Here is a 25,808-nt window from a genome sequence, read left to right as displayed (position 1 = left end):
GCGCTCTCGGAAAGGCCGGGCGGCCCGGCTGCACTCTCAGGAGCGGGATACTGAGGGCATGCGGTTGACGATTTTCTGGGAACGGATGGCCGACCACTTCGGCGCCGGGTACGCCGACTCCTTCGCGAGCGACCACGTGATGGCCGAGCTCGGCGGACGTACGGTCCGCCAGGCGCTGGACGCGGGCTGGGAGGCCAAGGACGTCTGGCGCGCGGTCTGCACGGCCATGGACGTCCCCGCCGACAAGCGCTGACGCACCGCCGCCGCCCGGCCCGGCGCGCGGCCTCCCGCCCGGGTCCCGGAGCCGGCCGCCACGGGGAGCGTGGCGCAGCTCCCACCGGGGTGCGCGCCGGAGTGCCGCGGCGGTAGGCGAGACTTGCTCCGTGGCACCGACAGACGAGACAGCTCAGACCCAGACGCCCCTCGGCCCGCCCGTCCCGCCGGCCGCGCCACCGGTCCCCGCGCCCGGCCCCGGGCGCGCCCGCATGCCCGCCTGGCTGCCGCGCGCCATGGTGCTCGCGCTGGCCCTCTACGCCTGCTTCCGGCTCGGCAGCTGGGCGTTCGACCAGCTCATCGGGCTGCTGATCAATGTGCTGATCGCCTTCTTCCTGGCGCTCGCCATCGAACCCGCCGTGAGCCGGATGTCCGCGCGCGGCATGCGCCGCGGCTTCGCCACCTTCCTCGTCTTCCTCGGTGTGCTGATAGCGAGCGCGGGCTTCGTCGTCCTGCTCGGCTCGATGCTGGCCGGCCAGATCGTCGACATGGTCGAGGACTTCCCGAAGTACCTCGACTCGGTGATCAACTGGATCAACCAGACCTTCCACACGGAGCTCTCGCGCGTCGAGGTGCAGGACAGCCTGCTGCACTCCGACTGGCTTCAGAAGTACGTCCAGAACAGCGCGACCGGTGTGCTCGACGTGTCCACGACCGTCCTCGGCGGACTGTTCCGGCTGCTGACGATCTTCCTGTTCTCGTTCTACTTCGCCGCGGACGGGCCCCGGCTGCGCCGCGCGCTGTGCTCCGTGCTGCCGCCCGCCCGTCAGGCCGAGGTGCTGCGCGCCTGGGAGATCGCGGTCGACAAGACCGGCGGCTACCTCTACTCGCGCGGACTGATGGCGCTGGTCTCCGGGATCGCCCACTACATCCTGCTGCTGGCCCTCGGCGTGCCCTACGCCCCGGCGCTCGCGGTCTGGGTCGGGCTCGTCTCGCAGTTCATCCCCACCATCGGTACGTATCTGGCGGGCGCCCTGCCGATGCTGATCGCGTTCACCGTCGACCCCTGGTACGCGTTGTGGGTGCTGGGCTTCGTCGTGGTGTACCAGCAGTTCGAGAACTACATGCTCCAGCCCAAGCTGACCTCGCGGACCGTCGACATCCATCCGGCCGTCGCCTTCGGGTCGGTCATCGCCGGCACGGCGCTCATGGGCGCGGTCGGCGCGCTGATCGCGATCCCGGCCGTGGCCACGCTGCAGGCCTTCCTCGGGGCCTATGTGAAGCGGTACGACGTCACGGACGACCCCCGCGTGCAGGGGCGTCACCAGTGGCGCCGCGGCGAACCCCTGGCCGTGCGACTGCGCCGGCTCTGGCACACGCCGGAACCGGAGGGCGGCACCGACGGTTCCGGCGACGGGGACGGCGACGGCCCGGTGGGGTCGGGGACCGGTTCCTGACACCCGGAACGTCCTGGTTTGCAGCGTTACGCTGGGGGCGACCCGGCGCGGCGTGGTGCGCTTGACACCAAAATCGAACATCCATTCTCATGGGATTCCGGCCGGGATTTCCCGGGCCCGACCGTGGAGTTGTCCACAGGCCGGGAGGACGTCGAGGCCCATTGTCAGTGGCAGGGGTTAGCGTCTTTGACGTGAAGCGATCGACTCAAGCAAATCGGGTGGAACCCATGGCAGGAACCGACCGCGAGAAGGCGCTGGACGCCGCACTCGCACAGATTGAACGGCAATTCGGCAAGGGCGCGGTGATGCGCCTCGGCGAGCGGCCGAACGAGCCCATCGAGGTGATTCCCACCGGGTCCACCGCGCTCGACGTCGCGCTCGGCGTCGGCGGGCTGCCGCGCGGCCGCGTGGTGGAGGTGTACGGGCCGGAGTCCTCCGGCAAGACGACCCTGACGCTCCACGCCGTGGCGAACGCGCAGCGCCTGGGCGGCTCGGTGGCCTTCATCGACGCGGAGCACGCGCTCGACCCGGAGTACGCGAAGAAGCTCGGCGTCGACATCGACAGCCTCATCCTCTCCCAGCCGGACAACGGTGAGCAGGCCCTCGAAATCGTGGACATGCTCGTCCGCTCGGGCGCGCTCGACCTGATCGTCATCGACTCCGTGGCGGCGCTCGTCCCGCGTGCGGAGATCGAGGGCGAGATGGGTGACTCGCACGTGGGTCTCCAGGCCCGCCTCATGAGCCAGGCGCTCCGGAAGATCACCAGCGCGCTCAACCAGTCCAAGACCACCGCGATCTTCATCAACCAGCTCCGCGAGAAGATCGGTGTGATGTTCGGCTCGCCGGAGACCACCACCGGTGGTCGCGCGCTGAAGTTCTACGCCTCGGTGCGCCTCGACATCCGCCGGATCGAGACGCTCAAGGACGGCACCGAAGCGGTCGGCAACCGCACCCGCGTCAAGGTCGTGAAGAACAAGGTCTCGCCGCCCTTCAAGCAGGCCGAGTTCGACATCCTCTACGGCCAGGGCATCAGCCGCGAGGGCGGCCTGATCGACATGGGCGTGGAGCACGGCTTCGTCCGCAAGGCCGGTGCCTGGTACACCTACGAGGGCGACCAGCTCGGCCAGGGCAAGGAGAACGCGCGCAACTTCCTCAAGGACAACCCCGATCTCGCCAACGAGATCGAGAAGAAGATCCTGGAGAAGCTGGGCGTCGGCGTCCGGCCCGACGCGGACCCCGCGGCGCCCGCCGCGGACGCGGCAGCGGCGGCCCCGGCCGACGGTGCGGCGAAGACCGCGGCGGCCACGACCGGCAAGGCCAAGCCGGCCAAGACGGCGGCGGCCAAGAGCTGACCCGGTGACGCGTCGCACGGAGTGGCCTGAGAGCGCCGAACCCGGCCGGGGCAGCGGCCCTGCGTCCGCCGACGGACATCCGTACGGATCCGACGGCGAGCCCGGCCCCGCCCGCGAGCAGGCTCCACGGGCCCGCCGCGACCGGGGGACGGGTCCGGGGACCGGGTTCGGCGAGGGAGCGGGACGCCGTGCCCGCTCCCGGTCCAGAGACAGCGGCTCCCCCTCCTCGTCGAGGGCCGAGCAGGGGGAGCCGCGCGATCCGGTCGAGCAGGCGCGAGCGATCTGCCTGCGCCTGCTCACCGGGACCCCGCGCACCCGTAAGCAGCTCGCGGACGCACTGCGCAAGCGGGAGATCCCGGACGAGGCGGCCGAGGAGGTGCTGTCGCGCTTCGAGGACGTGGGGCTGATCGACGACGCCGCGTTCGCCGGGGCCTGGGTGGAGTCCCGGCACCATGGACGGGGGCTCGCGCGGCGCGCGCTGGTGCGCGAGCTGCGGACCAAGGGGGTGGACGCGGCCCTGATCGACGAGGCCGTGGGACGGCTCGACTCCGAGCAGGAGGAGGAGACGGCCCGGGAGCTGGTCGCGCGCAAGCTCCGGTCCACACGGGGGCTGGACCGGGACAGACGTCTGCGCCGCCTTGCGGGCATGCTCGCCCGCAAGGGATACGGGGAGGGCATGGCCCTGCGCGTGGTGCGCAGGGCCTTGGAGGAAGAGGGCGAGGACACCGAGGGGCTGGACGAGCCGTTCTGACGGGCGGGGGAGAGCACAGGGGCAGGGGTGCACGGGGGCCGTGGGCCCGGCGCCGGAGCGGTGGCTCGCGGGGCTACTGACCCGCGCGGGCCGCGCGGGCGATGGTGGCGTCGATCAGGGCGAGCGCGTCGGCGGCCGTGCGATCGGGGTGACGGTTCCACGGGCCGATGAGCCCGGTCCAGCCCTGGGCGCGGAGTTCGGCGATCATCCAGGCGCCGGCCCGGTCGACGGTGTGCGCCGAGCCGTGGCCGAGGCGGTGGGCGGTGAGCATGGCCCCGCAGATGCAGCGGGCGCCCCGGGCGTTGCGGAGCCGGTAGGGGGTGTTCTGCCAGCCCCATTCGGTGAGGATGTGCCGGGCGTGGGCGAGGTGGACGGAGGGCGGTACGTCGGGCTGACCGATCCGCCGCCAGCTGTGCAGCCGGTCGGGCAGCATCGCGCCGAGCCGTCCGGGCAGGGGGCGTGCGGGCGGAACAGAGGGGGACAGGGCGCGTTCCGCGTCGGCGACGAGCTGCTCCACGGGCACGGACAACAGGGACCGCCAGCCCTCCGGCGAGACCGGGGACGCCGGTGTGTCCTGGGGGGCGGCGGGGTGCGGGGGCGGGCACGGGGCGACGGGGCGGGGGGCCCCGTGGCTCAGGGGACCGGGCTCGGCCGGTGCGGGGTGCGGGGGCTCGGGGCGGAGGGGGCCGGAGCCGGCGGGTGAGGGGTGGGCGGGGGCGGGGACGGAGACCTCGTCCCAGCCGGTGACGACCCGCTGCCAGGCCTCCGTGTCATGGAGACGGGCGGCCTGGGCGTCGAGGTCCTCGGGGGTGAGGGCGGTGGTCGGCATGGGTGCGGGCTCCCCGTCGTAGCGGTCCGGTGGGAATCGGCCCGGTACGGCCGGCGGCGCGTCGCGGCCCCGGCCCGGTGCGGTCCCCGGCGTTGAGGCGAATGTCCGTCCGGTTCGCCGCCGGTTCCACCGGAGCGAGGCCATACGGGTGTGTCATGACGCGTTCCGGGGATCGGGGCGGGGGAGGCGTAAGAGCCCGGGGCCGGCCGGACCGGGGCGCCGGGGCGCTCGGGTGCGCGGCGCGGAGGGCGGGATGCGGGGGATAACCCCCGTACGCAGACGCCGGAGCACTCCAGTGCACAGACATCTGTGCACACGGCAGTGTGTGGGGCATGCCAGAGAAGCCCGGTGGTACCGAGATCAGTGAGCTGGCGGCCCTGAAGGCCCTCGCCCAGCCGCGACGCCAGCAGATCCTCCAGCACCTCACACTGCACGGCCCCGCGACCTCCGCGATCCTGGCCCGCGCCCTGGGCCTGAACACCGGCGCCACTAGCTACCACCTGCGCGAACTGGCGCGGTACGGCTTCGTGACCGGTGCCGAGGCACCGCGCCCGGAAGCGAGCGGCCCGGCCGCGCGACGGGCCCGGTGGTGGCGGGCGGTTCCCGGTGACCTCCGGTTCCCGCCGCCGTCCCGGCGCACCCCGGGGATGCGGGCCGTCATGGAGGAGCTGAACCACCACGCGTACGCCGCCGACCTCGAACTCTTCGAGCGGCTCCAGCGGGAGAGCGGCGCGGCGGCGGACGGCGCCGGCACCGACGACTGGGCCGACGCCCACGCGTACTCGCGCGGTGCGCTGCGGCTCACGCTCCCCGAGGTCAGGGAGTTCTTCGAGGAGTACATCGCCCTGATGAACCGCTACAAGCGCCCCGAGGAAGAGACCCCGCCGGGCGCCCGCACCGTCCACACCCGGCTGCTCGCCTTCCCCGAACCCGCCGGGGGCCCGCCGCCCGCCGGGGCCGTACCACCGACCGGCGAGGCCGGTCCCCACCACGGCTCCGCGCCCCACCCCCACGCGTTACCGGACGCCCGAGGCGTCTCCACGGACGACAACGACGGAAGAGAGACGGACGCATCATGATGCTGCGCTACGCCCTGCGGACGATCCGCCACCGCAAAGGGGGGTTCCTCGGCGCGCTGCTGGCCCTCATGTGCGCCGCCGCCCTCGTCACCGCCTGCGGCACCCTTCTGGAGACCGGTCTGCGCGGCCGGATCGCGACCGAGCGCTACGCGGCGACCCCGCTGGTCGTCTCCGCCGACCAGAACGTGCACCGCACCACCGTGAAGCACAAGGGCAACGGGAAGACAAAGGTCAAGCACAAGGCCAAGGCGGTCGCCGAGCGGGCCTGGCTGCCGGCCGCCACCGCCGCCCGGATCCGGGGCCTGGAAGGGGTGCGCGCGGTCGTTCCCGAACTGACCTTCCTGGCCGAGCCCCTGGGGCCGGCCGCGGAAGCGGAGGACGACGACCGCTCCACGTACGGGCACGCCTGGGAATCCGCCAGGCTCACTCCGTTCGCCCTGACCTCCGGCCGTGCCCCGGCGGGCGACGGCGACATCGTGATCGACCGGGACCTCGCCGGGCGGGCCGGACTCGCGACCGGGGACCGGATCACCGTGCAGTCCACACAGTCCCCGCGTACCTACCGCGTCAGCGGAATCGCCGCCCCCACGGGCGGTGCCGAGGTGAGCCGGCAGACCTCCCTGTTCTTCTCCGCTGCCGAGGCCCGGCGCCTCGCCGCCCGCCCCGGCCAGGTCTCCGCACTCGGCGTCCTGCCCACGGCGGGCACGGACACCGCCGAGCTGAAGCGGCGGGTCACGGACGCGCTCAAGGGCACCACCGCCCAGGTCTCCACGGGAGACGACCGGGGCCCGGTCGAGTTCCTGGACGCCGCGGGCGCCCGCATCAAGCTGGTGTCCATGGGCGGAGCGATGGGCGGCACCTCGCTCCTGGTCGCGGTGCTCGTCGTCGTCGGAACCTTCGCGCTCTCCGTCCAGCAGCGCCACCACGAGCTGGCCCTGCTCCGCTCCGTCGCCGCCACCTCGCGCCAGATCCGCGGCCTGCTCGGCCGCGAGGCGCTGGTCGTCGGGGCCGTCGCCGGAGTGCTGGGCGCCCTCGCCGGACTGCCGCTCGCCGGATGGCTGCACGGCAGGTTCGTCGACGGCGGCGTCGTGCCGCGGACCCTGGAGCGGTCGGCCGGAATCCTGCCCGCCCTCGCGGCCGTGGCCGTCACCCTCTTCGGCGCCTGGGCCGCCGCCCGGATCTCCGGCCGCCGCATCGCCCGCCTCCGGCCGGCCCAGGCCATGGCCGAGTCCGCCGTCGAGCGCCGCCGCCCGGCCCGCGGCCGGACCCTCGCCGGACTGCTCCTCCTGGCCGGCGGCGGAACACTCGTCGGCGTCCTGAGCATCCTGCACACCGAGGCCGCGTCGACCCCCGTCACCTTCCTCGCCGTGGTGGTCCTGGCCACGGCCGTGTCCCTGCTCGGTCCGTTCCTGGTCCGGACCGCCGCCTTCCTGCTGGGCGGGCTGCTCCGGGCGACCGGTCACACCGGGGCGCTGGCCGCCGCGAACATCCGCGGGAACTCCGCCCGGATGGCCTCCGTCGTCACCCCGCTCACCCTGCTCATCGCCATGACCTGCACGGTTCTGTTCGTCCAGCCCACCCTGGGCGACGCCGCCCTGGCCCAGGCCCGGGAGGGCACCCGCGCCACCTGGGTGCTCGGTGCGCAGGGGCCCGGCGTTCCGCCGGCCGCGGCCGAGGCCGTGCGGACCACCCCCGGCGTCACCGCCGCGACCGAGGTCGTCCGCACCACCCTGCGCGTCGGACTGGAGAAGTACCAGGCCCAGGGCGTCACCCCCGAAGGGCTCTCCCGCACCTGGGACCCCGAGGTCAGGGGCGGGTCCGTCGACGCCTTCAGCCGGAACCCCCGCTCCGTCGCCGTCAGCGAACTGGCCGCCGACCGCCTCGGCCTGCGCCCCGGCAGCGATCTCGCGCTCCACCTGGGCGACGGCACCCCGGCCACGCTCAAGGTCGCCGCCGTCTACCGGCGCGGCCTCGGCTTCGGCGACCTCACGCTCCCGCACGACCTGCTCGCCGCGCACATGGACAACCCGCTGGCCGCGACCGTCCTGGTCGCCGGGGACGCCGGCCGGGCCCGGCTGACGGCCGCGCTCAAGAAGTTCCCCGGGGTCGCCGTGGTCACCCCCGCGACCGCCGACCGGCTCCAGGCCGACCGGCAGCAGGAGAACGCCGGGATCAACCTGCTGGCCATGGGGCTCGTCCTGGCGTTCACCGCCATCGCCGTCGTCAACACCCTGGCCATGTCGGTCTCCGAGCGGTTCCGGGAGTTCGCCCTCCTGCGGCTGGCCGGGGCGACCCGCCGCCAGGTGCTGCGGATGCTGCGCACCGAGGCGCTGTCGGTCCTGACCGTCGCCACGGCCCTCGGCTCCGCCATCGCGCTCGCCGTCCTCACCGCCTTCAGCGTCGGCATGACCGGCGGAGCGGCCCCCTCCGTGGTCCCGGCCGTCTACGCGACCGTGATCGGCGCCGCCGCCCTGCTGGCGCTGATCGCCACCGCGCTGCCCGGCCGGATGGCGCTGAAGGGCCTCCCGGTGGACGCCGTCGCCAGCCGCTGAACACCGCGCCCCCGGCGGGGCTCCCGGTCATCCCTCGACCGGGAGCCCCGCCGCGCGCCATGCCTGGAAGCCGCCGATCAGATCCGTGGCCCGGTGCAGCCCGAGCCGGTGCAGCGATTCGACGGCGAGGCTCGACGCGTACCCCTCGTTGCAGATCACCACGACCCGGATCCCGTGGTCCACGGCCTCCGGCGCGCGATGGCTCCCGTCGGGGTCGAGCCGCCACTCCAGTTCGTTCCGCTCGACGACCAGGGCCCCCGGGATCAGCCCGTCCCGCTCGCGCAGCGCGGCGTAACGGATGTCCACGAGGAGGGCGTCCCGGTCGGCGGCGGCCGCGGCCTCGTGCGGGCCGAGCCGTTCGTACCCGGCCCGCACCCGTTCCAGCAGTGCGTCGATGCCCATCGGCCCGTCTCCGTTCCCGTGCAGCGCGGCGCTCACTGCCAGTCCTCGGGGATCTCGGTCTGTTCGAGCCGGAGCACCGCGCCCGTGCGGCTGTAGCGCCGGATGCGCGGCAGCGGCGGATAGTACGCGTGGACGGAGACGGCGTGCTCCGTGGGCGACTCGTTCAGCACCTCGTGCACATGGTGGCGGCCGAAGGCCCGGCCCTGGCCGGCCGTCAGTTCGCGGGTGCGGTCGATGCCCTCGGACAGTTCCAGGGTCTTCCAGCCGTCGGTGGGCAGCCGGGCCGCGAGCGAGTGCTCCCGCAGGGTGCCGGCGGCGGTGAGGAAGGCGCCCCTGGAGTCGGCGTGGTCGTGCCAGCCGGTCCCGGTCCCGGGCGGCCAGCCGATCAGCCAGGCCTCGCTGCCCCCGGGGCCGTCCAGCCGGATCCAGGTCCGGCCCTCGGGGTCGAGGGGCAGTGAGGCGACGAGCGCGGTGTCCGCGGCGGTACGGCGGACGAAGTCGAGCAACTGTGCGGCGTCCGGACCGGTCACGGGCGGACGCACGGGGGCGGGGGAGAGCGGAGCAGACACGGGAACCGTCCTGGGAGTTCGCGAGGGTGCCCCGGCCGTGCGCCGTGAAAGGCGGCGGCGGAGCGGGGAAGGGCGAATCAGCAGGACGGGCGACACACGCAGCCCGCGTAACGGAGCAGGTCCATATGGACCCTCCGCCACAGGCGCACATCGGTGTCGGTCATGACCGGGAGTAGACCATGTGCGCCCGCGGGGGTCAATTGATGTCTGCGGTCCGGTCGGAGCGTACGGAGGGCGTGAGCGGTCCGCCGCGCGCCGCGTCCACCGCGGCGAGGAGCTCCGCCGGCCGGACTCCGCCGAACGCCGCGACGAGATGGCCGTCGGGTCTGATCAGCAGCACGGTGTGCGCGGACGCCGCCGGGTACTCCTCGGCGACCAGGACTTCGGCGGGCACCGGCAGTCCGTCCACCGTCTCGACGAGCCGGGGCATCACCCCGGCCCGCATCCAGTGCCGCCGGTCCCACACCCCGGTGCCCGGAGCCACCAGCACCACCAGGAACCTCCCCTGTCCCAGCCGTTCCCGGAGCCGTACGCGCGTTCCGTCCGGTGCCGTCACCCGCACATCGGCCACCGGCGCACCGGGGGGCGTACCGACGGGGACGTGCGCCTCGGCGCGCGGGGGCGCAAGGGGGGAATGGGAGTAGGAAGGGGGCGCACCGAGGGGGCCACAGCCCAGATGTCCGTCGGTGAGCAGCGTGTCGTGCCCCCGTGCGCTCCCCGGGACGAGGGTCCGCAGTCCGCCGCCGCCCCGCAGTATCGGCAGCGACTGGTCGGCGGCGCGCAGCCGTGCGGCGACCGCGGCCCGCCGTTCGGACTGGTAGCTGTCGAGCAGCGCGTCCGAGGCGCCCTGGTGCCAGGCCACCGCGAGCTTCCACGCCAGGTTCTCCGCGTCGCGCAGCCCTTCGTCGAGCCCCTGGGTGCCCAGCGCCCCCAGCAGATGTGCCGCGTCCCCCGCCAGGAAGGCCCGCTTCACCCGCCAGCGCAGCGCGAGCCGGTGGTGCAGCGTGTGGACCCCGGTGTCCAGCAGTTCGTACGGCGGTGTCTCGCCGCACCAGCCGGCCAGGGTGTCCCTGACCCGGGTGACCAGGGCGTCCGGGGTGACCAGTTCGCCGCGTGGCGGAAGCAGCCAGTCCAGCCGCCAGACCCCGTCGGGCAGCGGCCGCGCGGTGACCTCGGCGCCGCCGGTGCGCCACGGCGGCGAGCGGTGCAGGACGGCCTCGCCGGGCCACGGCAGTTCGGTGCGCAGCGCGGCCACGGCCTGCCGCTCCACCGCCGTACGCCCGGGGAACCGGATCTCCAGGAGCTTGCGCACGGTGGACCGGGCGCCGTCGCAGCCGACCAGGTAACTCCCGCGCCACCAGGTCGAACCCGGCTCCCGGGTGTGCACCGTGACACCGGCCCGGTCCTGCTCCAGGGTGTCGATCCGACTGGCTCCGGCCGTCCGGATCAGCTCGTGCGCGGCGACCGCGTCCCGCAGTCCGCGGACCAGCGCGTGCTGGGGCACATGGACCGGGGCGACCGGCATCCCGCCGTCCGGGGAACCCGTGCCGAGGGCCAGCTGGCGCATCACCTGCCCGCGTCGCAGCGACCGCCAGCCCGTCCAGCGCAGCCCCTCGTCCTGGAGCGACTTGCAGCCGAGCCGTTCCACCAGGTCGGCGGTGTCCTCGCGCAGCACGACGGTGCGGGCCGGACGGATCTCCTCGCGTTCCGGGTCCTCGTCGAGGAGCACCGAGGGAACGCCCTGGGCCGCGAGTGCCAGCGACAGCACCAGGCCGACCGGCCCGGCACCGACGACGATCACCGGGTCCATGGCGCGGCCTCCGGATCACCCGTGGTCGGACGCGGGGTGGCGCACGTACGGAGCGAAGGGGCCGTGACGGCCCCCCGGGCGGGGGGCGGTGTCGACGGGGATGCGGCGGCGGGAGCTCGGTGCGCGATCACAGAACGTATGCAACCTACTGCCGGTGCGTGCGTCAAGTGACACCCGGACGCGGCGAGGGGCAGGGGCGTGCGTGCCCCTGCCCCTCGTGCGACGTCCGCCGACGCGCCGTCAGGTGCTGGTCGAGTCCATGACGACCACCGGCTCACCGACCGTCGTGGGTGCGCCCCCCTTGCCCCCGCTCTTCTTCCGCTGCCGGAGCCGGCGCTCCAGCCAGCTCGCGAACGAGGTGAGGGAGAAGTTCAGGGCGATGTAGATCAGCGCGATGACGGTGAAGCAGGCGATGGTGTTCGCGCCGTAGTTCGCCGACATCGGCCGGACGGAGGCCAGCAGCTCGGGGAAGGTCATCATGGCGCCGCCCAGGGCGGTGTCCTTCACGATGACGACGAGCTGGCTGACGATCGCGGGCAGCATGGCGGTGACCGCCTGCGGCAGCAGCACGAAGACCATGATCTGGCCCTTGCGCATGCCGATCGCCTTGGCCGCGTCCGTCTGGCCGCGCGGCAGGGTCTCGATGCCGGTCCGCACGATCTCGGCGAGCACCGAGGCGTTGTAGAGCACCAGACCCGTGATGACGGCGTACAGCGGACGGGTGTCCGTGCTGATGTCCGTGTACTCGGAGTACACCGCGTTCGCGATGATCATCAGGATCAGCACCGGGATCGCGCGGAAGAACTCCACGACCACCCCGGACGGAACCCGCACCCACCGGTGGTCCGAGAGCCGGCCGATCCCGAACAGGGCGCCCAGCGGCAGCGCGATGAGCAGGGCGAAGAACGCGGCCTTCAGCGTGTTCTCCAGGCCGGGCCAGATGTAGGTCTCCCACGGCTGGGGACTGGTGAAGAACGGCTTCCACTTGACCCAGTCGAGCTGGTGCTTCGAGTTGAGGCCGTCGTACACCCACCACACCACGGCCGCGGCGGCGACCAGGAAGAGGACCGTGTAGAGGATGTTCCGCCGCTTGGCGCGGGGGCCCTGGGCGTCGTAGAGGACGGAACTCATCGCTTCACCGCCACCTTCTTGCTCACCCAGCCGAGGAGGAGGCCGGTCGGGAGGGTCAGAACGATGAAGCCGAAGGCGAAGACGGCCGCGATCAGCAGCAGTTGGGCCTCCGCCTCGATCATGCCCTTCATCAGGTACGAGGCCTCCGCCACACCGATCGCCGAGGCGACCGTGGTGTTCTTCGTCAGCGCGATCAGCACGTTCGAGAGCGGGTTGACGACGGAACGGAACGCCTGCGGAAGGATGATCAGCCACAGCACCTGCGTGAACGTCAGGCCGAGGGCACGCGCCGCCTCGGCCTGGCCGACCGGCACCGTGTTGATGCCGGACCGCAGGGCCTCGCAGACGAAGGAGGCGGTGTAGGCGGCCAGGGCGAGCACCGCGAGCCGGAAGTTGATGGCGGTGAAGTCACTGGCCCCGAGGTTCACACCCAGCGTCTGGTTCAGGCCCAGCGACGCGAAGATGATGATCACGGTCAGCGGGGTGTTCCGGACGATGTTGACGTAGCCGGTGGCGAAGCCGCGCATCAGGGGGACCGGGCTGACCTTCATGCCGGCCAGCAGCGTTCCCCATATGAGGGAGCCGAGGGCGGAGTAGACGGTGAGCTTCACCGTCACCCAGAAGGCCCCCAACAGGTCATAACCTTCAAGAAAGTCGAACACGATCTCCCGTGCTTCCACGTGTAGGAGGGCACGGCGCGCCGCCGTCAGCGGCGGCGCGCCCGGTCAGCCCTGCTTCACTTGACGACGTCGCCGATCTTCGGCGCTTCCTCGTTCTTGTAGCCGGCCGGACCGAAGTTGGCGTCCACGGCCTTCTTCCACGAGCCGTCCGAGACCATCTTGGTCAGCGCGTCGTTGATCTTCTTCTTGAGGTCGGCGTCGCCCTTCTTCAGACCGATGCCGTAGTTCTCGTTGGTCATCTTGAAGCCGGCCAGCTTGAACTTGCCCTTGTTGGCGTCCTGCGAGGCGTAGCCGGCAAGGATGCTGTCGTCCGTGGTCAGGGCGTCGACGACCTTGTTCTCCAGGCCGGTCAGGCACTCCGAGTAGCCGCCGAACTCCTGGAGCTGCGCCTTCGGGGCCAGCTTGTCGTGGACGTTCTTCGCCGAGGTCGAGCCGGTGACCGAGCAGAGCTTCTTGTTGTTCAGGTCGGACGGCGACTTGAACGAGTCGTCGTCCGCGCGCACCAGGATGTCCTGGTGGGCGAGGAGGTACGGGCCCGCGAAGTCGACCTTCTGCAGACGCTCGTCGTTGATCGAGTAGGAGGCGACGATGAACTTGACGTCACCGCGCGAGATCGCCGTCTCGCGGTCGGCGCTCTTCGTCTCCTTGAACTCGATCTTGTCGGCGGCGTAGCCGAGCTCCTTGGCGACGTACGTGGCGACGTCGACGTCGAAACCGGTGTACTTGCCGTCCGGCGTCTTCAGACCGAGACCGGGCTGGTCGATCTTGATGCCGATCGTGATCTTCCCGCCGCCGCCCGAACCGGACGAGTCGTCCTTCTTGTCGTCGGAACCGCAGGCAGTGGCGGTCAGGGCGAGTGCGAGCACGGCGGCCGAGGCGGCGGTGACCTTACGAAGCTGCATGGTGAAATTCCCTAGGGTTGACGCGATGTGAGTGATCAGCCGGTCCGTGGGACCGGTGCCGAAGCCTCGTCAGTGGTGCAGGATCTTCGACAGGAAGTCCTTGGCGCGGTCACTGCGCGGATTGCTGAAGAACTGGTCCGGCGTGGCCTCTTCGACGATCTTCCCGTCCGCCATGAAGACCACACGGTTCGCGGCGGACCGGGCGAAGCCCATCTCGTGCGTGACCACGACCATGGTCATGCCCTCGCGGGCGAGCTGCTGCATGACCTCCAGCACCTCGTTGATCATCTCCGGGTCGAGCGCGGAGGTCGGCTCGTCGAAGAGCATGACCTTGGGGTCCATCGCCAAGGCCCGTGCGATCGCCACGCGTTGCTGCTGTCCGCCGGAGAGCTGGGAGGGGTACTTGTCGGCCTGGGCGCCGACCCCCACCCGGTCGAGCAGCGCGCGCGCCTTCTCCTCGGCCGCCTTCTTGTCCGCCTTGCGGACCTTGAGCTGGCCGAGCGTCACGTTCTCCAGCACCGTCTTGTGCGCGAAGAGATTGAACGACTGGAAGACCATGCCGACGTCGGCGCGCAGCCGCGCCAGCTCCTTGCCCTCCTGGGGCAACGGCTTCCCGTCGATCGTGATCGCGCCCGAGTCGATCGTCTCCAAGCGGTTGATCGTGCGGCACAGCGTGGACTTCCCGGACCCGGACGGCCCGATGACGACCACGACCTCGCCGCGGGCGATCGTCAGGTCGATGTCCTGGAGCACATGCAGCGCGCCGAAGTGCTTGTTGACGTTGCTCAGCACCACCAGGTCGCCGGCCGCGGGTGCAGCGTCCTCGACGCCCTTGGTCACTGAAACTCCGCTCATCGGCTTCTTGCTCCGTCCTCCTCGGTTGGCAAGGACCTTAGTGACGCAGTGCGACCAGCGTCATTACATCTGAGCGGAAATTGAGCATAACGATCCGGCGGCAACCGGACACTATGCGTGAACGGGACGACCCGTGGAACCCCCGGGGCGTACCGGGTGCATAACGGAAACCCGGATGCAACGGGCGGGCCCTTGACTGGTCCGCCCGTCATCGGAGTGGATGCCCTGGTACACCCTGACGTGAAACGCCCCGATACGGGGAAGTGACCAGAGGCGTACGCGACCGTACACGGCACACCGAGACCACGCCTTCGGAGAGGGGGGCCCATGAGACTGCTGCTCGTCGAGGACGACAACCACGTGGCCGCCGCCCTGTCCGCGATCCTCGCCCGGCACGGCTTCCGGGTGGTGCACGCCCGCAGCGGCGAGGAGGCCCTCCAGGCGCTCCTGCCCACCGACACCGAGCCCTTCGGCGTCGTCCTCCTGGACCTGGGACTGCCCGACCAGGACGGCTACGAGGTGTGCGGGAAGATCCGCAAGCGCAGCTCCGTGCCCGTGATCATGGTGACCGCGCGGGCCGACGTCCGCTCCCGGATCCACGGCCTCAACCTCGGCGCCGACGACTACGTCACCAAGCCGTACGACACCGGTGAGCTCCTCGCGCGCATCCACGCGGTCAGCCGCCGCAAGACGGCCGGCGAGGACACCGCGCCCACCCCGCTCGCCGCGCTGCGCCTGGGCCACGTGCACATCGAGCTGCCGACCCGCAGGGTCAGCGTGGACGGCAGCGAAGTCCAGCTCACCCGCAAGGAGTTCGATCTGCTGGCCCTGCTCGCCCAGCGTCCCGGGGTGGTGTTCCGCCGCGAGCAGATCATCAGCGAGGTGTGGCGCACCAGCTGGGAGGGTACGGGGCGCACGCTGGAGGTGCACGTCGCCTCACTGCGCTCCAAGCTGCGGCTGCCCGCCCTGATCGAGACGGTGCGCGGGGTCGGCTACCGGCTCGTCGCCCCGTCCGCGTAGAGGCGACCGTTCCCGTTGCGCACCCGGCTGCTTCCGCTGCTCATCGTCCTCATGGCGAGCGTCCTGCTGGCGCTCGGCTTCCCGCTGGCGGTCAGCGTCGCGGCGGCGCAGCAGCAGCGCGTCGTCATCGACCGCATCGACGACACGGCGCGCTTCGCGGCGCTCGCCCAGTTCATCACCGAGCGCACCACCGGCTACGACGAGCGGCGCCGCACCCTCCAGATCGAACTGGAGACCTACGCCGGGGTGTACGGCATCCGGGCCGGTGTCTTCTACCGCGACGACACCGCGATGGCCAAGGCCCCCGCCGCCTGGGTGCTGCCCGTCGAGGGCGAGGGCCGCCAGGCCTTCAAGGAGGCGCTGCTCGGCCGCCGCAGCCACGATCCGCCGCAGGTCTGGCCCTGGCAGGACGGACGCGTCGTCGTGGCCTCGCCGGTCGTCCGGGACGGCGACGTGATCGCCGTCGTCGTCATCGACTCGCCCACCGGGGAGATGCGTTCCGGCACGCTCCGCGGCTGGCTGCTGATCGCCGCCGGCGAGGTGGTCGCCATGCTGGTCGCGCTCGGCGCGGCGAACCGGCTCACCGGCTGGGTCCTGCTGCCCGTACGGACCCTGGACGCCGCCGCCCACGACATCGCCAGCGGAAGGATGCGCTCCAGGGTCGCGGCCTCCGGCGGACCGCCGGAACTCCGGCGCCTGGCCCGCTCGTTCAACGAGATGGCCGACAACGTGGAGGACGTGCTGGAGCAGCAGCGCGCCTTTGTCGCCGACGCCTCGCACCAGTTGCGCAACCCGCTGGCCGCACTGCTCCTGCGCATCGAGCTGCTCGCCCTCGAACTGCCCGAGGGCAACGAGGAGATCGCCTCCGTGCGCACCGAGGGCAAGCGCCTCGGCCAGGTCCTCGACGACCTGCTCGATCTGGCCCTCGCCGAGCACGCCGACGCCGATCTGCGGCTCACCGACATCGGCGCGCTGACCGCGGAGCGCGTCGCCTCGTGGCGTCCGGTTGCCGAGGAGAAGGGTGTACGGCTCCGGGCGGACGACCTGCCGGCCGTCACCGCCTGGGCCGACCCCGTCGCCCTGTCCAGCGCGCTCGACGCCGTCATCGACAACGCGCTCAAGTTCACCCCCGCGGACGAGGAGGTCCGGGTCTCCGTCGCCTCGGCCGGCGCCCATGCCACCGTCGTCGTCGCCGACCACGGCCCCGGCCTCACCGACCAGGAGATGGAACGCATCGGCGACCGGTTCTGGCGCAGCTCCCAGCACCAGAACATCAGCGGCTCCGGCCTCGGCCTCTCCATCTCCAAGGCGCTGCTCGCCGCGGGCGGCGGCACGCTGTCCTGCTCCCGCAACACCCCGCACGGGCTGTGCGTGACCGTCTCGGTGCCCCGCGACGACCCCCGGAGCTGAGGACGCCCCGGCCCGTCAGGGCTTGACCGAGCGGTAGTACCGCTTGGCCCCCTCGTGCAGCGGCAGCGGATCGGTGTAGATCGCCGTGCGCAGGTCCACCAGCTGCGCGGCGTGCACCTCACGGCCGATCCGGTCCCGGCTGTCGATCACGGTACGGGTGAACGCCTCCGTCATCGCCGGGTCCGTGCGGTCGGTGGTCACCAGCACATTGGCCACCGCGACCGTGGGGACGGCCTGGCCCTGCTGGGCGTTGAGATAGGCGTCGGCGGGCATCACGGCGGAGCGGTAGTAGCGCGTCGAGCCGCCGGCCGCCTGGAGCCGTTTGACGAGAGCCTCCTCCAGGGGCACCAGCCGGATCGGGAAGCGGGCCGAGAGATCGGCCACCGCGCTGGTGGGCAGCCCGCCCGACCAGAAGAAGGCGTCCAGCCGGCCGTCCTCCAGCAGCTTCGGCATGGTGTCGATCCCGGCCGGCACCGCCGTCACGTCCTCGACCGGGTCCAGCCCGGCCGCCGTCATGATCCGGTCCGCGACCAGCCGCACCCCCGAGCCCGGCTGTCCGACCGCGACCGTCCGGCCCCGCAGATCGGCGACCTTGCCGATGTCCGAGCCACGCTTCACGACGAGCTGGATGTAGTCGTCGTACAGCCGCACACAGCCGCGCAGCCGCTCGAAACCGGGCTTGCGGTCCCGGAGGTACGTGGCGACCGCGTCGGTGGTCGCGATGGTGAAGTCCGCCCGGCCGGTCGCCACCCGGGAAATGTTCTGCTGCGAGCCCTCACTGGTCTGCAGGTGTATGGAGACGTTCGGCAGATCCTTGTCCAGAGCGCCCCTGAGCCGCTCGCCGTAGCGCTGGTAGACACCGCTGCGCACCCCCGTGCTGAAGGTCAGCGAGCCCGTCGGAGCCGGTTCCCCCAGGGGCAGCAGCCACCACAGCAGCAGTCCGAGCACGACGGCGAGGACGGCGCCCGCCCGCAGCGAGCGCCGCCGGACCGTTCGGGAGAGCGCCGGGAGCATGGCGGCGATCCTGCCAGGTCCGTCCCTGCCCTGACCAGGGGCGGTCCGTGATCCCGCACCCGTGCGACCCCGGCTGCGACGGGAGGTGTCCGGGCAGCGCCTACCCTTGTCGCATGAGCAGCGGCAACCGGAGCGAAGCAGTGGACGTCAGAAAAAGCTATGAGGTGCGCACCTACGGGTGCCAGATGAACGTCCACGACTCCGAGCGGCTCTCGGGTCTGCTGGAGGACGCCGGGTACGTACGGGCGCCCGAGGGCTCCGACGGCGACGCCGACGTCGTCGTCTTCAACACCTGCGCCGTCCGCGAGAACGCCGACAACAAGCTCTACGGCAACCTCGGCCGCCTGGCCCCGATGAAGACGAAGCGCCCCGGCATGCAGATCGCCGTCGGCGGCTGCCTCGCCCAGAAGGACCGCGACACCATCGTCGAGCGGGCCCCCTGGGTCGACGTCGTCTTCGGCACGCACAACATCGGCAAGCTGCCCGTCCTGCTGGAACGCGCCCGCGTCCAGGAGGAGGCACAGATCGAGATCGCCGAATCCCTGGAGGCCTTCCCCTCCACGCTGCCCACCCGCCGCGAGTCGGCGTACGCCGCCTGGGTCTCGATCTCCGTCGGCTGCAACAACACCTGCACCTTCTGCATCGTCCCGGCGCTGCGCGGCAAGGAGAAGGACCGCCGGACCGGCGACATCCTCGCCGAGATCGAGGCCCTGGTCGCCGAGGGCGTCTCCGAGATCACCCTGCTCGGCCAGAACGTCAACGCCTACGGCTCCGACATCGGCGACCGCGAGGCGTTCTCCAAGCTGCTGCGCGCCTGCGGACGGATCGAGGGCCTGGAGCGGGTCCGCTTCACCTCGCCGCACCCGCGCGACTTCACCGACGACGTGATCGCCGCCATGGCCGAGACGCCGAACGTGATGCCGCAGCTCCACATGCCCATGCAGTCCGGCTCCGACCGGGTCCTGAAGGCCATGCGCCGCTCGTACCGGCAGGAACGCTTCCTCGGGATCATCGACAAGGTGCGGGCCGCGATGCCCGACGCCGCGATCTCCACCGACATCATCGTCGGCTTCCCCGGGGAGACCGAGGAGGACTTCGAGCAGACCATGCACGCGGTCCGCGAGGCGCGCTTCGCCAACGCCTTCACCTTCCAGTACTCCAAGCGCCCCGGGACGCCGGCCGCCGACATGGAGGGCCAGATCCCCAAGGAGGTCGTCCAGGAGCGCTACATGCGCCTGTCCGCCCTCCAGGAGGAGATCTCCTGGGAGGAGAACAAGAAGCAGGTAGGCCGCACCCTGGAGGTCATGGTCGCCGAGGGCGAGGGCCGCAAGGACGGTGCCACCCACCGCCTGTCCGGCCGCGCCCCCGACAACCGCCTCGTGCACTTCACCAAGCCGGACGAGGACGTGCGGCCCGGCGACGTGGTGACCGTTGAGATCAGCTACGCCGCCCCGCACCACCTGCTCGCCGAGGGCGCCCCCCTCGCCGTGCGGCGCACCCGCTCCGGCGACGCCTGGGCCCGGCGCAACGCCGCCGAGGCCGCCGAGCCCGCCGGCGTCATGCTCGGCCTGCCCGGGATCGGCGTCCCCGAGCCGCTGCCCGCCGCCTCGGCCCCCGGCTGCGGCTGCGACTGACCGGACCGACCGGCTCCGCCACGGAGTGCGGCCCGCCCGCCCCGGCGCGGGCGCGGCCGCACTCCGTCGTACGCGGGCGGCACACGGCCGGGCGACGGGCGGCCAGTACGCTGCCCCCCATGCTTGTCGCCGCCGCTGTCTGCCCCTGCCCCCCGCTGCTCGTCCCCGACGTCGCCGCCGGTGCCGCGCCCGAACTCGACCCCCTGAGGGCCGCGTGCGCCGACGCCCTGGGCGTCCTGGCCGCCTCCCGGCCCGATCTCCTCGTCGTGGTCGGTCCGGCGGGCCTCGCGGGCCGCGGCCCGCACCCCGAGGGCGCCACCGGGGACTTCCGCGAGTTCGGCGTCGACCTCGGCGTACGGCTCGGACGCGACCTCGGGGCGACGGCCGAGCGCCCGCTCGCCCCGTCCCTCGCCGTCGGCGCCTGGCTGCTGGCCGACGCCGGATGGGACGCCGCCCCCGTCGAGGCGCTCGGGGTGGGCGAACCGCTGGAGACCGCCCGCTGCGTGGCCGAGGGGCGCGCGCTGGCCGCCCGCGCGGACCGGGTCGCCCTTCTGGTGATGGGCGACGGCAGCGCCTGCCGCACCCTGAAGGCCCCCGGCTACCTCGACGAGCGCGCCGCCGGATTCGACGCGGCCGCCGCCCGCGCCCTCGCCGCCGCGGACCCGGACGCGCTGATGGCGCTGGACGAGACCCTGGCCTACGAACTCAAGGCCGCGGGCCGCGCGCCCTGGCAGTTGCTCGCCGGGGCGGCCCAGGGGGCCCGGCCGGCCGGCCGACTGCTGTACGACGACGCGCCCTACGGCGTGGGCTATCTGGTCGCCACCTGGTCCTGACGGGCCCGCCCGCACGCGTAAAGGCCGCGGAGCGTCGTGCTCCGCGGCCTTTACACGTGCGGCCCCGTCCGGACCGGGGTCAGGAGGCGGGAGGCGTACTGCCGGGAGCCGGCGGCTTGCCGTCGCCGTCCTTGTGGGACAGCTTCTCCCTCGCGTCCTTCGCCTTCTGCGTACCGGACACGATCTTGTCGCTGTACTTGCCCTTGGTCTTCTCGTCCACGGTCCGCGCGGCCTTGTCGAGCCCCTGGTCGATCTTGTCCCCGTGCTGCTGCGCGAGGTCGCTGATCTTGTCCTTCGCCGGGCCGAGCTTCGCCTTCAAACTGTCCATGAGGCCCATCGGGCACCTTCTCTGCTGGGGGCTGCGTGCGCGTGCTCTCTCCGGCTCCGCCTACCCGCCCCGCCCCGGCGCACTCCGGGCCGCCGACGGGGGCGGACCGGGGAGGCCGACGGCGGAACCGTGAGAAACCACCCATATGTAGTCGTCAGTTTACTCGACGGCTCGTCATACGGCGTCCGGCCCGTCCCTCCCGCATCGTCCGTTCGGGAACGGCCCCGAGGTTTGCGAGACTGTGCCGGTGACAAGTCCAGCTCCCGCACCGCGGGTCATCACCGTCGTCGGTCCCACCGCAGCCGGAAAGTCCGACCTGGGGGTGTTCCTCGCGCAGCGGCTCGGGGGCGAAGTGGTCAACGCCGACTCCATGCAGCTCTACCGCGGCATGGACATCGGCACCGCCAAGCTCACCCCGGCCGAACGCGGATCCGTCCCCCACCACCTGCTGGACATCTGGGACGTCACCGAGACCGCCAGCGTGGCCGAGTACCAGCGCCTGGCCCGCGCCGAGATCGACCGGCTGCTCGCCGAGGGCCGCACCCCCGTCCTGGTCGGCGGCTCCGGCCTCTACGTGAAGGGCGCGATCGACGCCCTGGAGTTCCCCGGCACCGACCCGGACGTCCGTGCCGCCCTGGAGGCGGAGCTCGCCCTGCGCGGCTCGGGCGCCCTGCACGCACGGCTGGCGGCGGCCGACCCCGAGGCGGGCCGCGCCATCCTGCCCAGCAACGGCCGGCGCATCGTCCGCGCCCTGGAGGTCATCGAGATCACCGGCAAGCCCTTCACCGCCAACCTCCCCGGCGACGACGCGGTCTACGACGCCGTCCAGATCGGCGTCGACGTCGCCCGTCCCGAACTCGACGAGCGCATCGCCCGCCGCGTCGACCGGATGTGGGAGGCCGGACTCGTGGACGAGGTCCGCGCCCTGGAGGCGCGCGGGCTGCGCGAGGGCCGCACGGCCTCCCGCGCCCTCGGCTACCAGCAGGTCCTCGCCGCCCTGGCCGGGGAGTGCACCGAGGACGAGGCGCGCGCCGAGACCGTGCGCGCCACCAAACGCTTCGCGCGCCGTCAGGACTCCTGGTTCCGCCGCGACCCGCGCGTCCGGTGGCTGAACGGCGCCGTCGAGCACCGCGGGGAACTCCCGGGCCAGGCGCTGGCGTTGGTCGAACGGGCGGTTACAGCCTGATCACGTGATGGCATCGGGACGCCCTGCCCGTCAGTTCGGGGACCCGGAGCGTGCCATCATCGAGCATCGATCGACCAGTGGAGTCCGAGTTGGGAGGGCGCGTGGCGATGGAGGCCGGCCCTCGCGACACGGAACGAGACGCATCGCCGACGCGGCACGACGCGGGCGGCCTGAGCCCCGACGGGCCCGACGAGCCGACCGTGACCCCCGAGGTCGAGGTCGAGCTGCGGCCGGCCCGGCGGCTGCGCATCTGGCAGCTCGCGCCCATCGTGATGCTCGCCGCCCTCGGCTCCCTCATGTTCGCCTTCCCGCTCGCCTTCGAGGTGGGCGACGGCGGCCCGGTGGTCGCCATGCTCGGGCTGCTGATCAGCGGCTGCGCGGCCGGCTGGGGCATGATGGCCGCCCGTCGCGTCGGCTACACCTGGCCCGGACTGCCGAGCCGGGGCGCGGGGGAGCGCGCGGACTGGCGCGTGGTCGCCCTGTACGCCGCCGTGGCGCTCGCGCTGGTCGCGCTGGCCGTCTGGCGCGTGGCCCGGCTGCGCGGCTGACGGACCCGCGCCGGTTTCCCCGCTGTCGGCGCCGCCTCGTACAGTTGTCCCGTGACCACCTCGCAGATCGCCTTCCTCAAGGGCCACGGCACCGAGAACGACTTCGTGATCGTTCCCGACCCGGACAACGCCCTGGACCTGCCCGCGTCCGTCGTCGCCGGGCTGTGCGACCGCCGCGCCGGCATCGGCGGTGACGGACTGCTCCACGTCGTGCGGAGCGCCGCCCACCCCGAGGCGCGGTCCATGGCGGACGAGGCCGAGTGGTTCATGGACTACCGCAATGCGGACGGCTCCGTCGCCGAGATGTGCGGCAACGGCGTGCGTGTCTTCGCCCGCTACCTCCAGCGGGCCGGCGCCGCAGAGGAGGGCGACCTGGCCGTCGCCACCCGTGGCGGGGTCAAGAAGGTGCACCTCGCCAAGAACGGCGACGTGACCGTCGCGATGGGCCGCGCCGCACTCCCGGCCGACGGCGTCACCGTCACGGTCGACGGCCGCAGCTGGGACGCCCGCAACGTGAACATGGGCAACCCCCACGCGGTCGCCTTCGTCGACGACCTGGCGCACGCCGGCGCGCTCATCGCCGAGCCCGCCTACGGTCCCGCCCCGGTCTACCCCGACGGCGTCAACATCGAGTTCGTCGTCGACCGGGGCCCCCGGCACGTGGCGATGCGCGTCCACGAGCGCGGCTCCGGCGAGACCCGTTCCTGCGGCACCGGCGCCTGCGCGGTGGCCGTCGCGGCCGCCCGCCGGGACGGCGCCGACCCGGCCGTGACCGGCACGCCCGTCACGTACACCGTCGACCTGCCCGGCGGCACCCTCGTCATCACCGAGCACCCCGACGGCGGCATCGAGATGACCGGCCCCGCCGAGATCGTCGCCGAAGGCAAGATCGACACGGCGTGGCTCGAAACGCTGAACGGATAGCACTTCGCTCGAATGGGTGATCCGTTTCACGCTGAGCGAGAGCGGCACTCCGCCACGTGGTGGGCTCGGTAGCATCAAGCACCGGCCCGGAGGCGCGACCGCACCTTCCACCCGCCGGTCGACGCAGCCGGAGGTGCCCCATGAGCGCAGAGGCCACCAATCCAGGTGCTCCCGCCCGCAGGCGGAGCCGTCCCCGGATCGATCTGCGCCGGCTCGGCCGCGTCGCACTGCTCGGCCCGGTCTCCCGGGACCGGCTGCCCGACGCCATCGGACACGTCGCCGAGACGCACCGGGCCCACCACCCCGACGCCGACCTCTCGGTGCTGCGCCGGGCCTACGTCCTCGCCGAGAGCTCGCACCGGGGACAGATGCGCAAGAGCGGCGAGCCGTACATCACCCACCCGCTCGCCGTCACCCTGATCCTCGCCCAGCTCGGCGCCGAGACCACCACCCTCACCGCCTCCCTCCTCCACGACACCGTCGAGGACACCGAGGTCACCCTCGACCAGGTGCGCGAGGAGTTCGGCGAGGAGGTCTGCTACCTGGTCGACGGCGTGACCAAACTGGAGAAGGTCGACTACGGGGCCGCGGCCGAACCCGAGACCTTCCGCAAGATGCTCGTGGCCACCGGCGACGACGTCCGCGTGATGTCGATCAAGCTCGCCGACCGGCTGCACAACATGCGCACCCTCGGTGTGATGCGCCCCGAGAAACAGGCCCGGATCGCCAAGGTCACCCGCGACGTGCTGATCCCGCTCGCCGAACGGCTCGGCGTCCAGGCGCTCAAGACCGAGCTGGAGGACCTCGTCTTCGCGATCCTCCACCCCGAGGAGTACGCGCACACCCGGGCCCTGATCTCCGCCGCCACCACCGGCGACGACGCGCTCACCGCGACCGCGGACCGGGTCTCCGCGGTGCTCCGCGAGGCCGGCATCCCCGCCGAGACCGTCGTCCGGCCCCGCCACTTCGTCTCCGTCCACCGCGTCCGGATGAAACGCGGCGAACTGCGCGGCAGCGACTTCGGCCGGCTGCTGGTCCTGGTCGGCGAGGACGCCGACTGCTACGCCGTCCTCGGCGAACTGCACACCTGCTTCACACCGGTGATCTCCGAGTTCAAGGACTTCATCGCCTCGCCCAAGTTCAACCTCTACCAGTCGCTGCACACCGCCGTGGTGGGCCCGCGGGGCGAGGTCGCCGAGGTCCTCATCCGCACCCACCGGATGCACCGGGTCGCCGAGGCCGGCGTCATCGCGCTCGGCAATCCGTACGCCGCCGACGGCATCGCCGGCGCCGAACCGGCCGACGGGGAGCGTGCCGACCCCACCCGCCCCGGCTGGCTCTCCAGGCTCCTCCAGTGGCAGCAGTCGGCCCCCGACCCCGACACCTTCTGGACCACCCTGCGCGCGGACCTCGCCGAGGACCGCGAGATCACCGTCTTCCGCACCGACGGCGGCACGCTCGGCCTGCCCGCGGGCGCCAGCTGCGTGGACGCCGCCTACGCGCAGTACGGCGACGCCGCGCACGCCTGCATCGGCGCCCGGGTGAACGGACGGCTCGCCACCCTCGGCACGGTCCTCGGCGACGGTGACACCGTGCAGCTCCTGCTCGCGGAGGACGCCGCCTCCGGCCCCTCGCCCGCCTGGCTCGACCACGCCCGCACCCCCGCCGCCCGCATCGCCATCACCGGCTGGCTCGACGCCCATCCGCAGGACGCCGAGGACACCGCCCCGGCCGGCGCGCGCGGCCCCGTACCGCAGCCCTGCCGCCCGGCACGGACCGGAACGGCCCGGGAGCCCGCCCGGACCGTCGGCGCCGTGGTCGACGGACCCGACACCCCGGTCCGGCTGGCCGGCTGCTGCAGCCCCGTGCCACCCGACGACGTCACCGGATTCACCGTGCGCGGCGGCGCCGTCACAGTGCACCGGCTGGAGTGTCCGGCCGTCGGCCGGATGGCCGCCGTCGGCCGGGTGCCCGTCCCCGTCAGCTGGGGCGACACCCCCGCCTGCCGGGTCACCCTGGTCGCCGAGTCCTTCGGCCGGCCGCGGCTGCTCGCCGACCTCACCGAGGCCATCGCCGGGGCCGACGCGGCCGTCGTCTCCGCCACCGTGGAACCCCCCAGCGAACAGCGCGTGCGCCACACCTACACGCTCCACCTCCCCGACGCGGCCGGACTGCCCGCGCTGATCCGCGCCATGCGCGAGGTGCCGGGGGTGTACGACGTGAGCCGTGCCCAGCACCCGGCCACCGCCCTCTGAGCGTTCCCCCGTCCGCCGCGGCGGACCCCGTTCGAGTGGCGCGGCGCGCGGCGTCCCTGTAGTGCGGGGCGGCG

25 protein-coding genes are annotated in these 25,808 nt (G+C 72.7%); 14 read left to right on the top strand and 11 right to left on the bottom strand.

Annotated features, from left to right (window positions below; all coding sequences use genetic code 11):
- The first annotated feature begins 58 nt into the window (after nt 1-58).
- From ACZ4FH_RS26985 to recX, 4 genes are all read left to right on the top strand, one after another.
- Nucleotides 59-253, top strand: coding sequence for a DUF3046 domain-containing protein (locus ACZ4FH_RS26985; protein WP_383646597.1), 195 nt, complete (start codon nt 59-61; stop codon nt 251-253).
- A 232-nt stretch (nt 254-485) separates the two neighbouring features.
- A complete protein-coding gene (locus ACZ4FH_RS26980; protein WP_467308046.1) occupies nt 486-1,670 on the top strand; it encodes an AI-2E family transporter in 1,185 nt (394 codons plus the stop codon).
- Nucleotides 1,671-1,897: 227 nt separating this feature from the next.
- Nucleotides 1,898-3,022 carry a recombinase RecA gene (recA, locus tag ACZ4FH_RS26975; protein WP_383646592.1) on the top strand — a complete coding sequence of 375 codons (1,125 nt, stop codon included), beginning with the start codon at nt 1,898-1,900 and terminating at the stop codon, nt 3,020-3,022.
- A gap of 4 nt (nt 3,023-3,026) precedes the next feature.
- Nucleotides 3,027-3,773, top strand: coding sequence for a recombination regulator RecX (gene recX / locus ACZ4FH_RS26970; RefSeq protein ID WP_467308016.1), 747 nt, complete (start codon nt 3,027-3,029; stop codon nt 3,771-3,773).
- Between the two features lie 73 nt (nt 3,774-3,846).
- Here recX and ACZ4FH_RS26965 read toward each other — a convergent pair whose 3' ends face one another.
- Nucleotides 3,847-4,602, bottom strand: a complete 756-nt coding sequence (locus ACZ4FH_RS26965) for a DUF6197 family protein (RefSeq protein ID WP_467308015.1) — start codon at nt 4,600-4,602, stop codon at nt 3,847-3,849.
- Between the two features lie 332 nt (nt 4,603-4,934).
- Between ACZ4FH_RS26965 and ACZ4FH_RS26960 the strand changes: the two genes are divergently transcribed.
- Complete coding sequence (locus ACZ4FH_RS26960) at nt 4,935-5,681, top strand: ArsR/SmtB family transcription factor (RefSeq protein ID WP_467308013.1); 747 nt, start codon at nt 4,935-4,937, stop codon at nt 5,679-5,681.
- Nucleotides 5,678-8,233 carry an FtsX-like permease family protein gene (locus ACZ4FH_RS26955; RefSeq protein ID WP_467308011.1) on the top strand — a complete coding sequence of 852 codons (2,556 nt, stop codon included), beginning with the start codon at nt 5,678-5,680 and terminating at the stop codon, nt 8,231-8,233. The genes ACZ4FH_RS26960 and ACZ4FH_RS26955 overlap by 4 nt, the downstream gene beginning before the upstream one ends.
- Before the next feature lie 27 nt (nt 8,234-8,260).
- Here the strand turns inward: ACZ4FH_RS26955 and ACZ4FH_RS26950 are convergent, their stop codons facing one another.
- The 8 genes from ACZ4FH_RS26950 to ACZ4FH_RS26915 all read right to left on the bottom strand — a co-directional run bounded on the left by ACZ4FH_RS26950 (nt 8,261) and on the right by ACZ4FH_RS26915 (nt 14,582).
- The gene (locus tag ACZ4FH_RS26950) at nt 8,261-8,635 is read right to left on the bottom strand and encodes a rhodanese-like domain-containing protein (protein ID WP_467308009.1); all 375 of its coding nucleotides are present in this window, start codon (nt 8,633-8,635) and stop codon (nt 8,261-8,263) included.
- A gap of 32 nt (nt 8,636-8,667) precedes the next feature.
- The gene (locus tag ACZ4FH_RS26945; protein ID WP_467308008.1) at nt 8,668-9,204 is read right to left on the bottom strand and encodes a cupin domain-containing protein; all 537 of its coding nucleotides are present in this window, start codon (nt 9,202-9,204) and stop codon (nt 8,668-8,670) included.
- A gap of 77 nt (nt 9,205-9,281) precedes the next feature.
- Nucleotides 9,282-9,368: a putative leader peptide gene (locus ACZ4FH_RS26940; RefSeq protein ID WP_311307652.1), complete on the bottom strand. Its 87-nt coding sequence runs from the start codon at nt 9,366-9,368 to the stop codon at nt 9,282-9,284.
- 32 nt (nt 9,369-9,400) lie between these two features.
- Nucleotides 9,401-11,014: an FAD-dependent monooxygenase gene (locus ACZ4FH_RS26935; protein ID WP_467308006.1), complete on the bottom strand. Its 1,614-nt coding sequence runs from the start codon at nt 11,012-11,014 to the stop codon at nt 9,401-9,403.
- 240 nt (nt 11,015-11,254) lie between these two features.
- Nucleotides 11,255-12,145, bottom strand: a complete 891-nt coding sequence (locus ACZ4FH_RS26930; protein WP_467308004.1) for an amino acid ABC transporter permease — start codon at nt 12,143-12,145, stop codon at nt 11,255-11,257.
- The gene (locus ACZ4FH_RS26925; protein ID WP_467308044.1) at nt 12,142-12,807 is read right to left on the bottom strand and encodes an amino acid ABC transporter permease; all 666 of its coding nucleotides are present in this window, start codon (nt 12,805-12,807) and stop codon (nt 12,142-12,144) included. Before ACZ4FH_RS26925 ends, ACZ4FH_RS26930 begins: the two co-directional genes overlap by 4 nt.
- A gap of 74 nt (nt 12,808-12,881) precedes the next feature.
- Nucleotides 12,882-13,727, bottom strand: a complete 846-nt coding sequence (locus ACZ4FH_RS26920; protein ID WP_467308002.1) for a glutamate ABC transporter substrate-binding protein — start codon at nt 13,725-13,727, stop codon at nt 12,882-12,884.
- Nucleotides 13,728-13,796: 69 nt separating this feature from the next.
- A complete protein-coding gene (locus ACZ4FH_RS26915) occupies nt 13,797-14,582 on the bottom strand; it encodes an amino acid ABC transporter ATP-binding protein (protein WP_383646561.1) in 786 nt (261 codons plus the stop codon).
- A 327-nt stretch (nt 14,583-14,909) separates the two neighbouring features.
- Between ACZ4FH_RS26915 and ACZ4FH_RS26910 the strand changes: the two genes are divergently transcribed.
- Both ACZ4FH_RS26910 and ACZ4FH_RS26905 read left to right on the top strand, forming a co-directional pair.
- Nucleotides 14,910-15,602: a response regulator transcription factor gene (locus tag ACZ4FH_RS26910; RefSeq protein WP_383646558.1), complete on the top strand. Its 693-nt coding sequence runs from the start codon at nt 14,910-14,912 to the stop codon at nt 15,600-15,602.
- A 15-nt stretch (nt 15,603-15,617) separates the two neighbouring features.
- Complete coding sequence (locus ACZ4FH_RS26905; protein ID WP_467308000.1) at nt 15,618-17,012, top strand: sensor histidine kinase; 1,395 nt, start codon at nt 15,618-15,620, stop codon at nt 17,010-17,012.
- A 15-nt stretch (nt 17,013-17,027) separates the two neighbouring features.
- On the opposite strand, the gene ACZ4FH_RS26900 is transcribed toward ACZ4FH_RS26905, so the two are convergent.
- The gene (locus tag ACZ4FH_RS26900) at nt 17,028-18,026 is read right to left on the bottom strand and encodes a TAXI family TRAP transporter solute-binding subunit (RefSeq protein WP_467307998.1); all 999 of its coding nucleotides are present in this window, start codon (nt 18,024-18,026) and stop codon (nt 17,028-17,030) included.
- Nucleotides 18,027-18,139: 113 nt separating this feature from the next.
- On the opposite strand from ACZ4FH_RS26900, the gene miaB reads away from it, so the two are divergent.
- Nucleotides 18,140-19,660 carry a tRNA (N6-isopentenyl adenosine(37)-C2)-methylthiotransferase MiaB gene (gene miaB, locus ACZ4FH_RS26895; protein WP_467307996.1) on the top strand — a complete coding sequence of 507 codons (1,521 nt, stop codon included), beginning with the start codon at nt 18,140-18,142 and terminating at the stop codon, nt 19,658-19,660.
- A 119-nt stretch (nt 19,661-19,779) separates the two neighbouring features.
- On the top strand, nt 19,780-20,493 hold the full coding sequence (locus tag ACZ4FH_RS26890; RefSeq protein WP_467307995.1) for a class III extradiol dioxygenase subunit B-like domain-containing protein: 714 nt from the start codon (nt 19,780-19,782) through the stop codon (nt 20,491-20,493).
- A 79-nt stretch (nt 20,494-20,572) separates the two neighbouring features.
- On the opposite strand, the gene ACZ4FH_RS26885 is transcribed toward ACZ4FH_RS26890, so the two are convergent.
- Nucleotides 20,573-20,830 carry an antitoxin gene (locus ACZ4FH_RS26885; protein ID WP_467307993.1) on the bottom strand — a complete coding sequence of 86 codons (258 nt, stop codon included), beginning with the start codon at nt 20,828-20,830 and terminating at the stop codon, nt 20,573-20,575.
- Nucleotides 20,831-21,068: 238 nt separating this feature from the next.
- On the opposite strand from ACZ4FH_RS26885, the gene miaA reads away from it, so the two are divergent.
- The 4 genes from miaA to ACZ4FH_RS26865 all read left to right on the top strand — a co-directional run bounded on the left by miaA (nt 21,069) and on the right by ACZ4FH_RS26865 (nt 25,734).
- Entirely contained in the window at nt 21,069-22,007 is a 939-nt protein-coding gene (miaA, locus tag ACZ4FH_RS26880) for a tRNA (adenosine(37)-N6)-dimethylallyltransferase MiaA (RefSeq protein ID WP_467307991.1), read from the top strand.
- A gap of 107 nt (nt 22,008-22,114) precedes the next feature.
- Nucleotides 22,115-22,555, top strand: coding sequence for a hypothetical protein (locus ACZ4FH_RS26875; protein WP_467308043.1), 441 nt, complete (start codon nt 22,115-22,117; stop codon nt 22,553-22,555).
- A 51-nt stretch (nt 22,556-22,606) separates the two neighbouring features.
- A complete protein-coding gene (gene dapF, locus ACZ4FH_RS26870; protein ID WP_467307990.1) occupies nt 22,607-23,479 on the top strand; it encodes a diaminopimelate epimerase in 873 nt (290 codons plus the stop codon).
- A 140-nt stretch (nt 23,480-23,619) separates the two neighbouring features.
- Nucleotides 23,620-25,734, top strand: a complete 2,115-nt coding sequence (locus ACZ4FH_RS26865) for a RelA/SpoT family protein (RefSeq protein WP_467307989.1) — start codon at nt 23,620-23,622, stop codon at nt 25,732-25,734.
- Nucleotides 25,735-25,808: the final 74 nt, after the last annotated feature.

It is taken from the genome of Streptomyces sp. NPDC024555 (assembly GCF_055559335.1).
The sequence above is the reverse complement of the archived record's forward strand: the minus strand, read 5'-3'. Positions and strand labels throughout refer to the sequence as shown.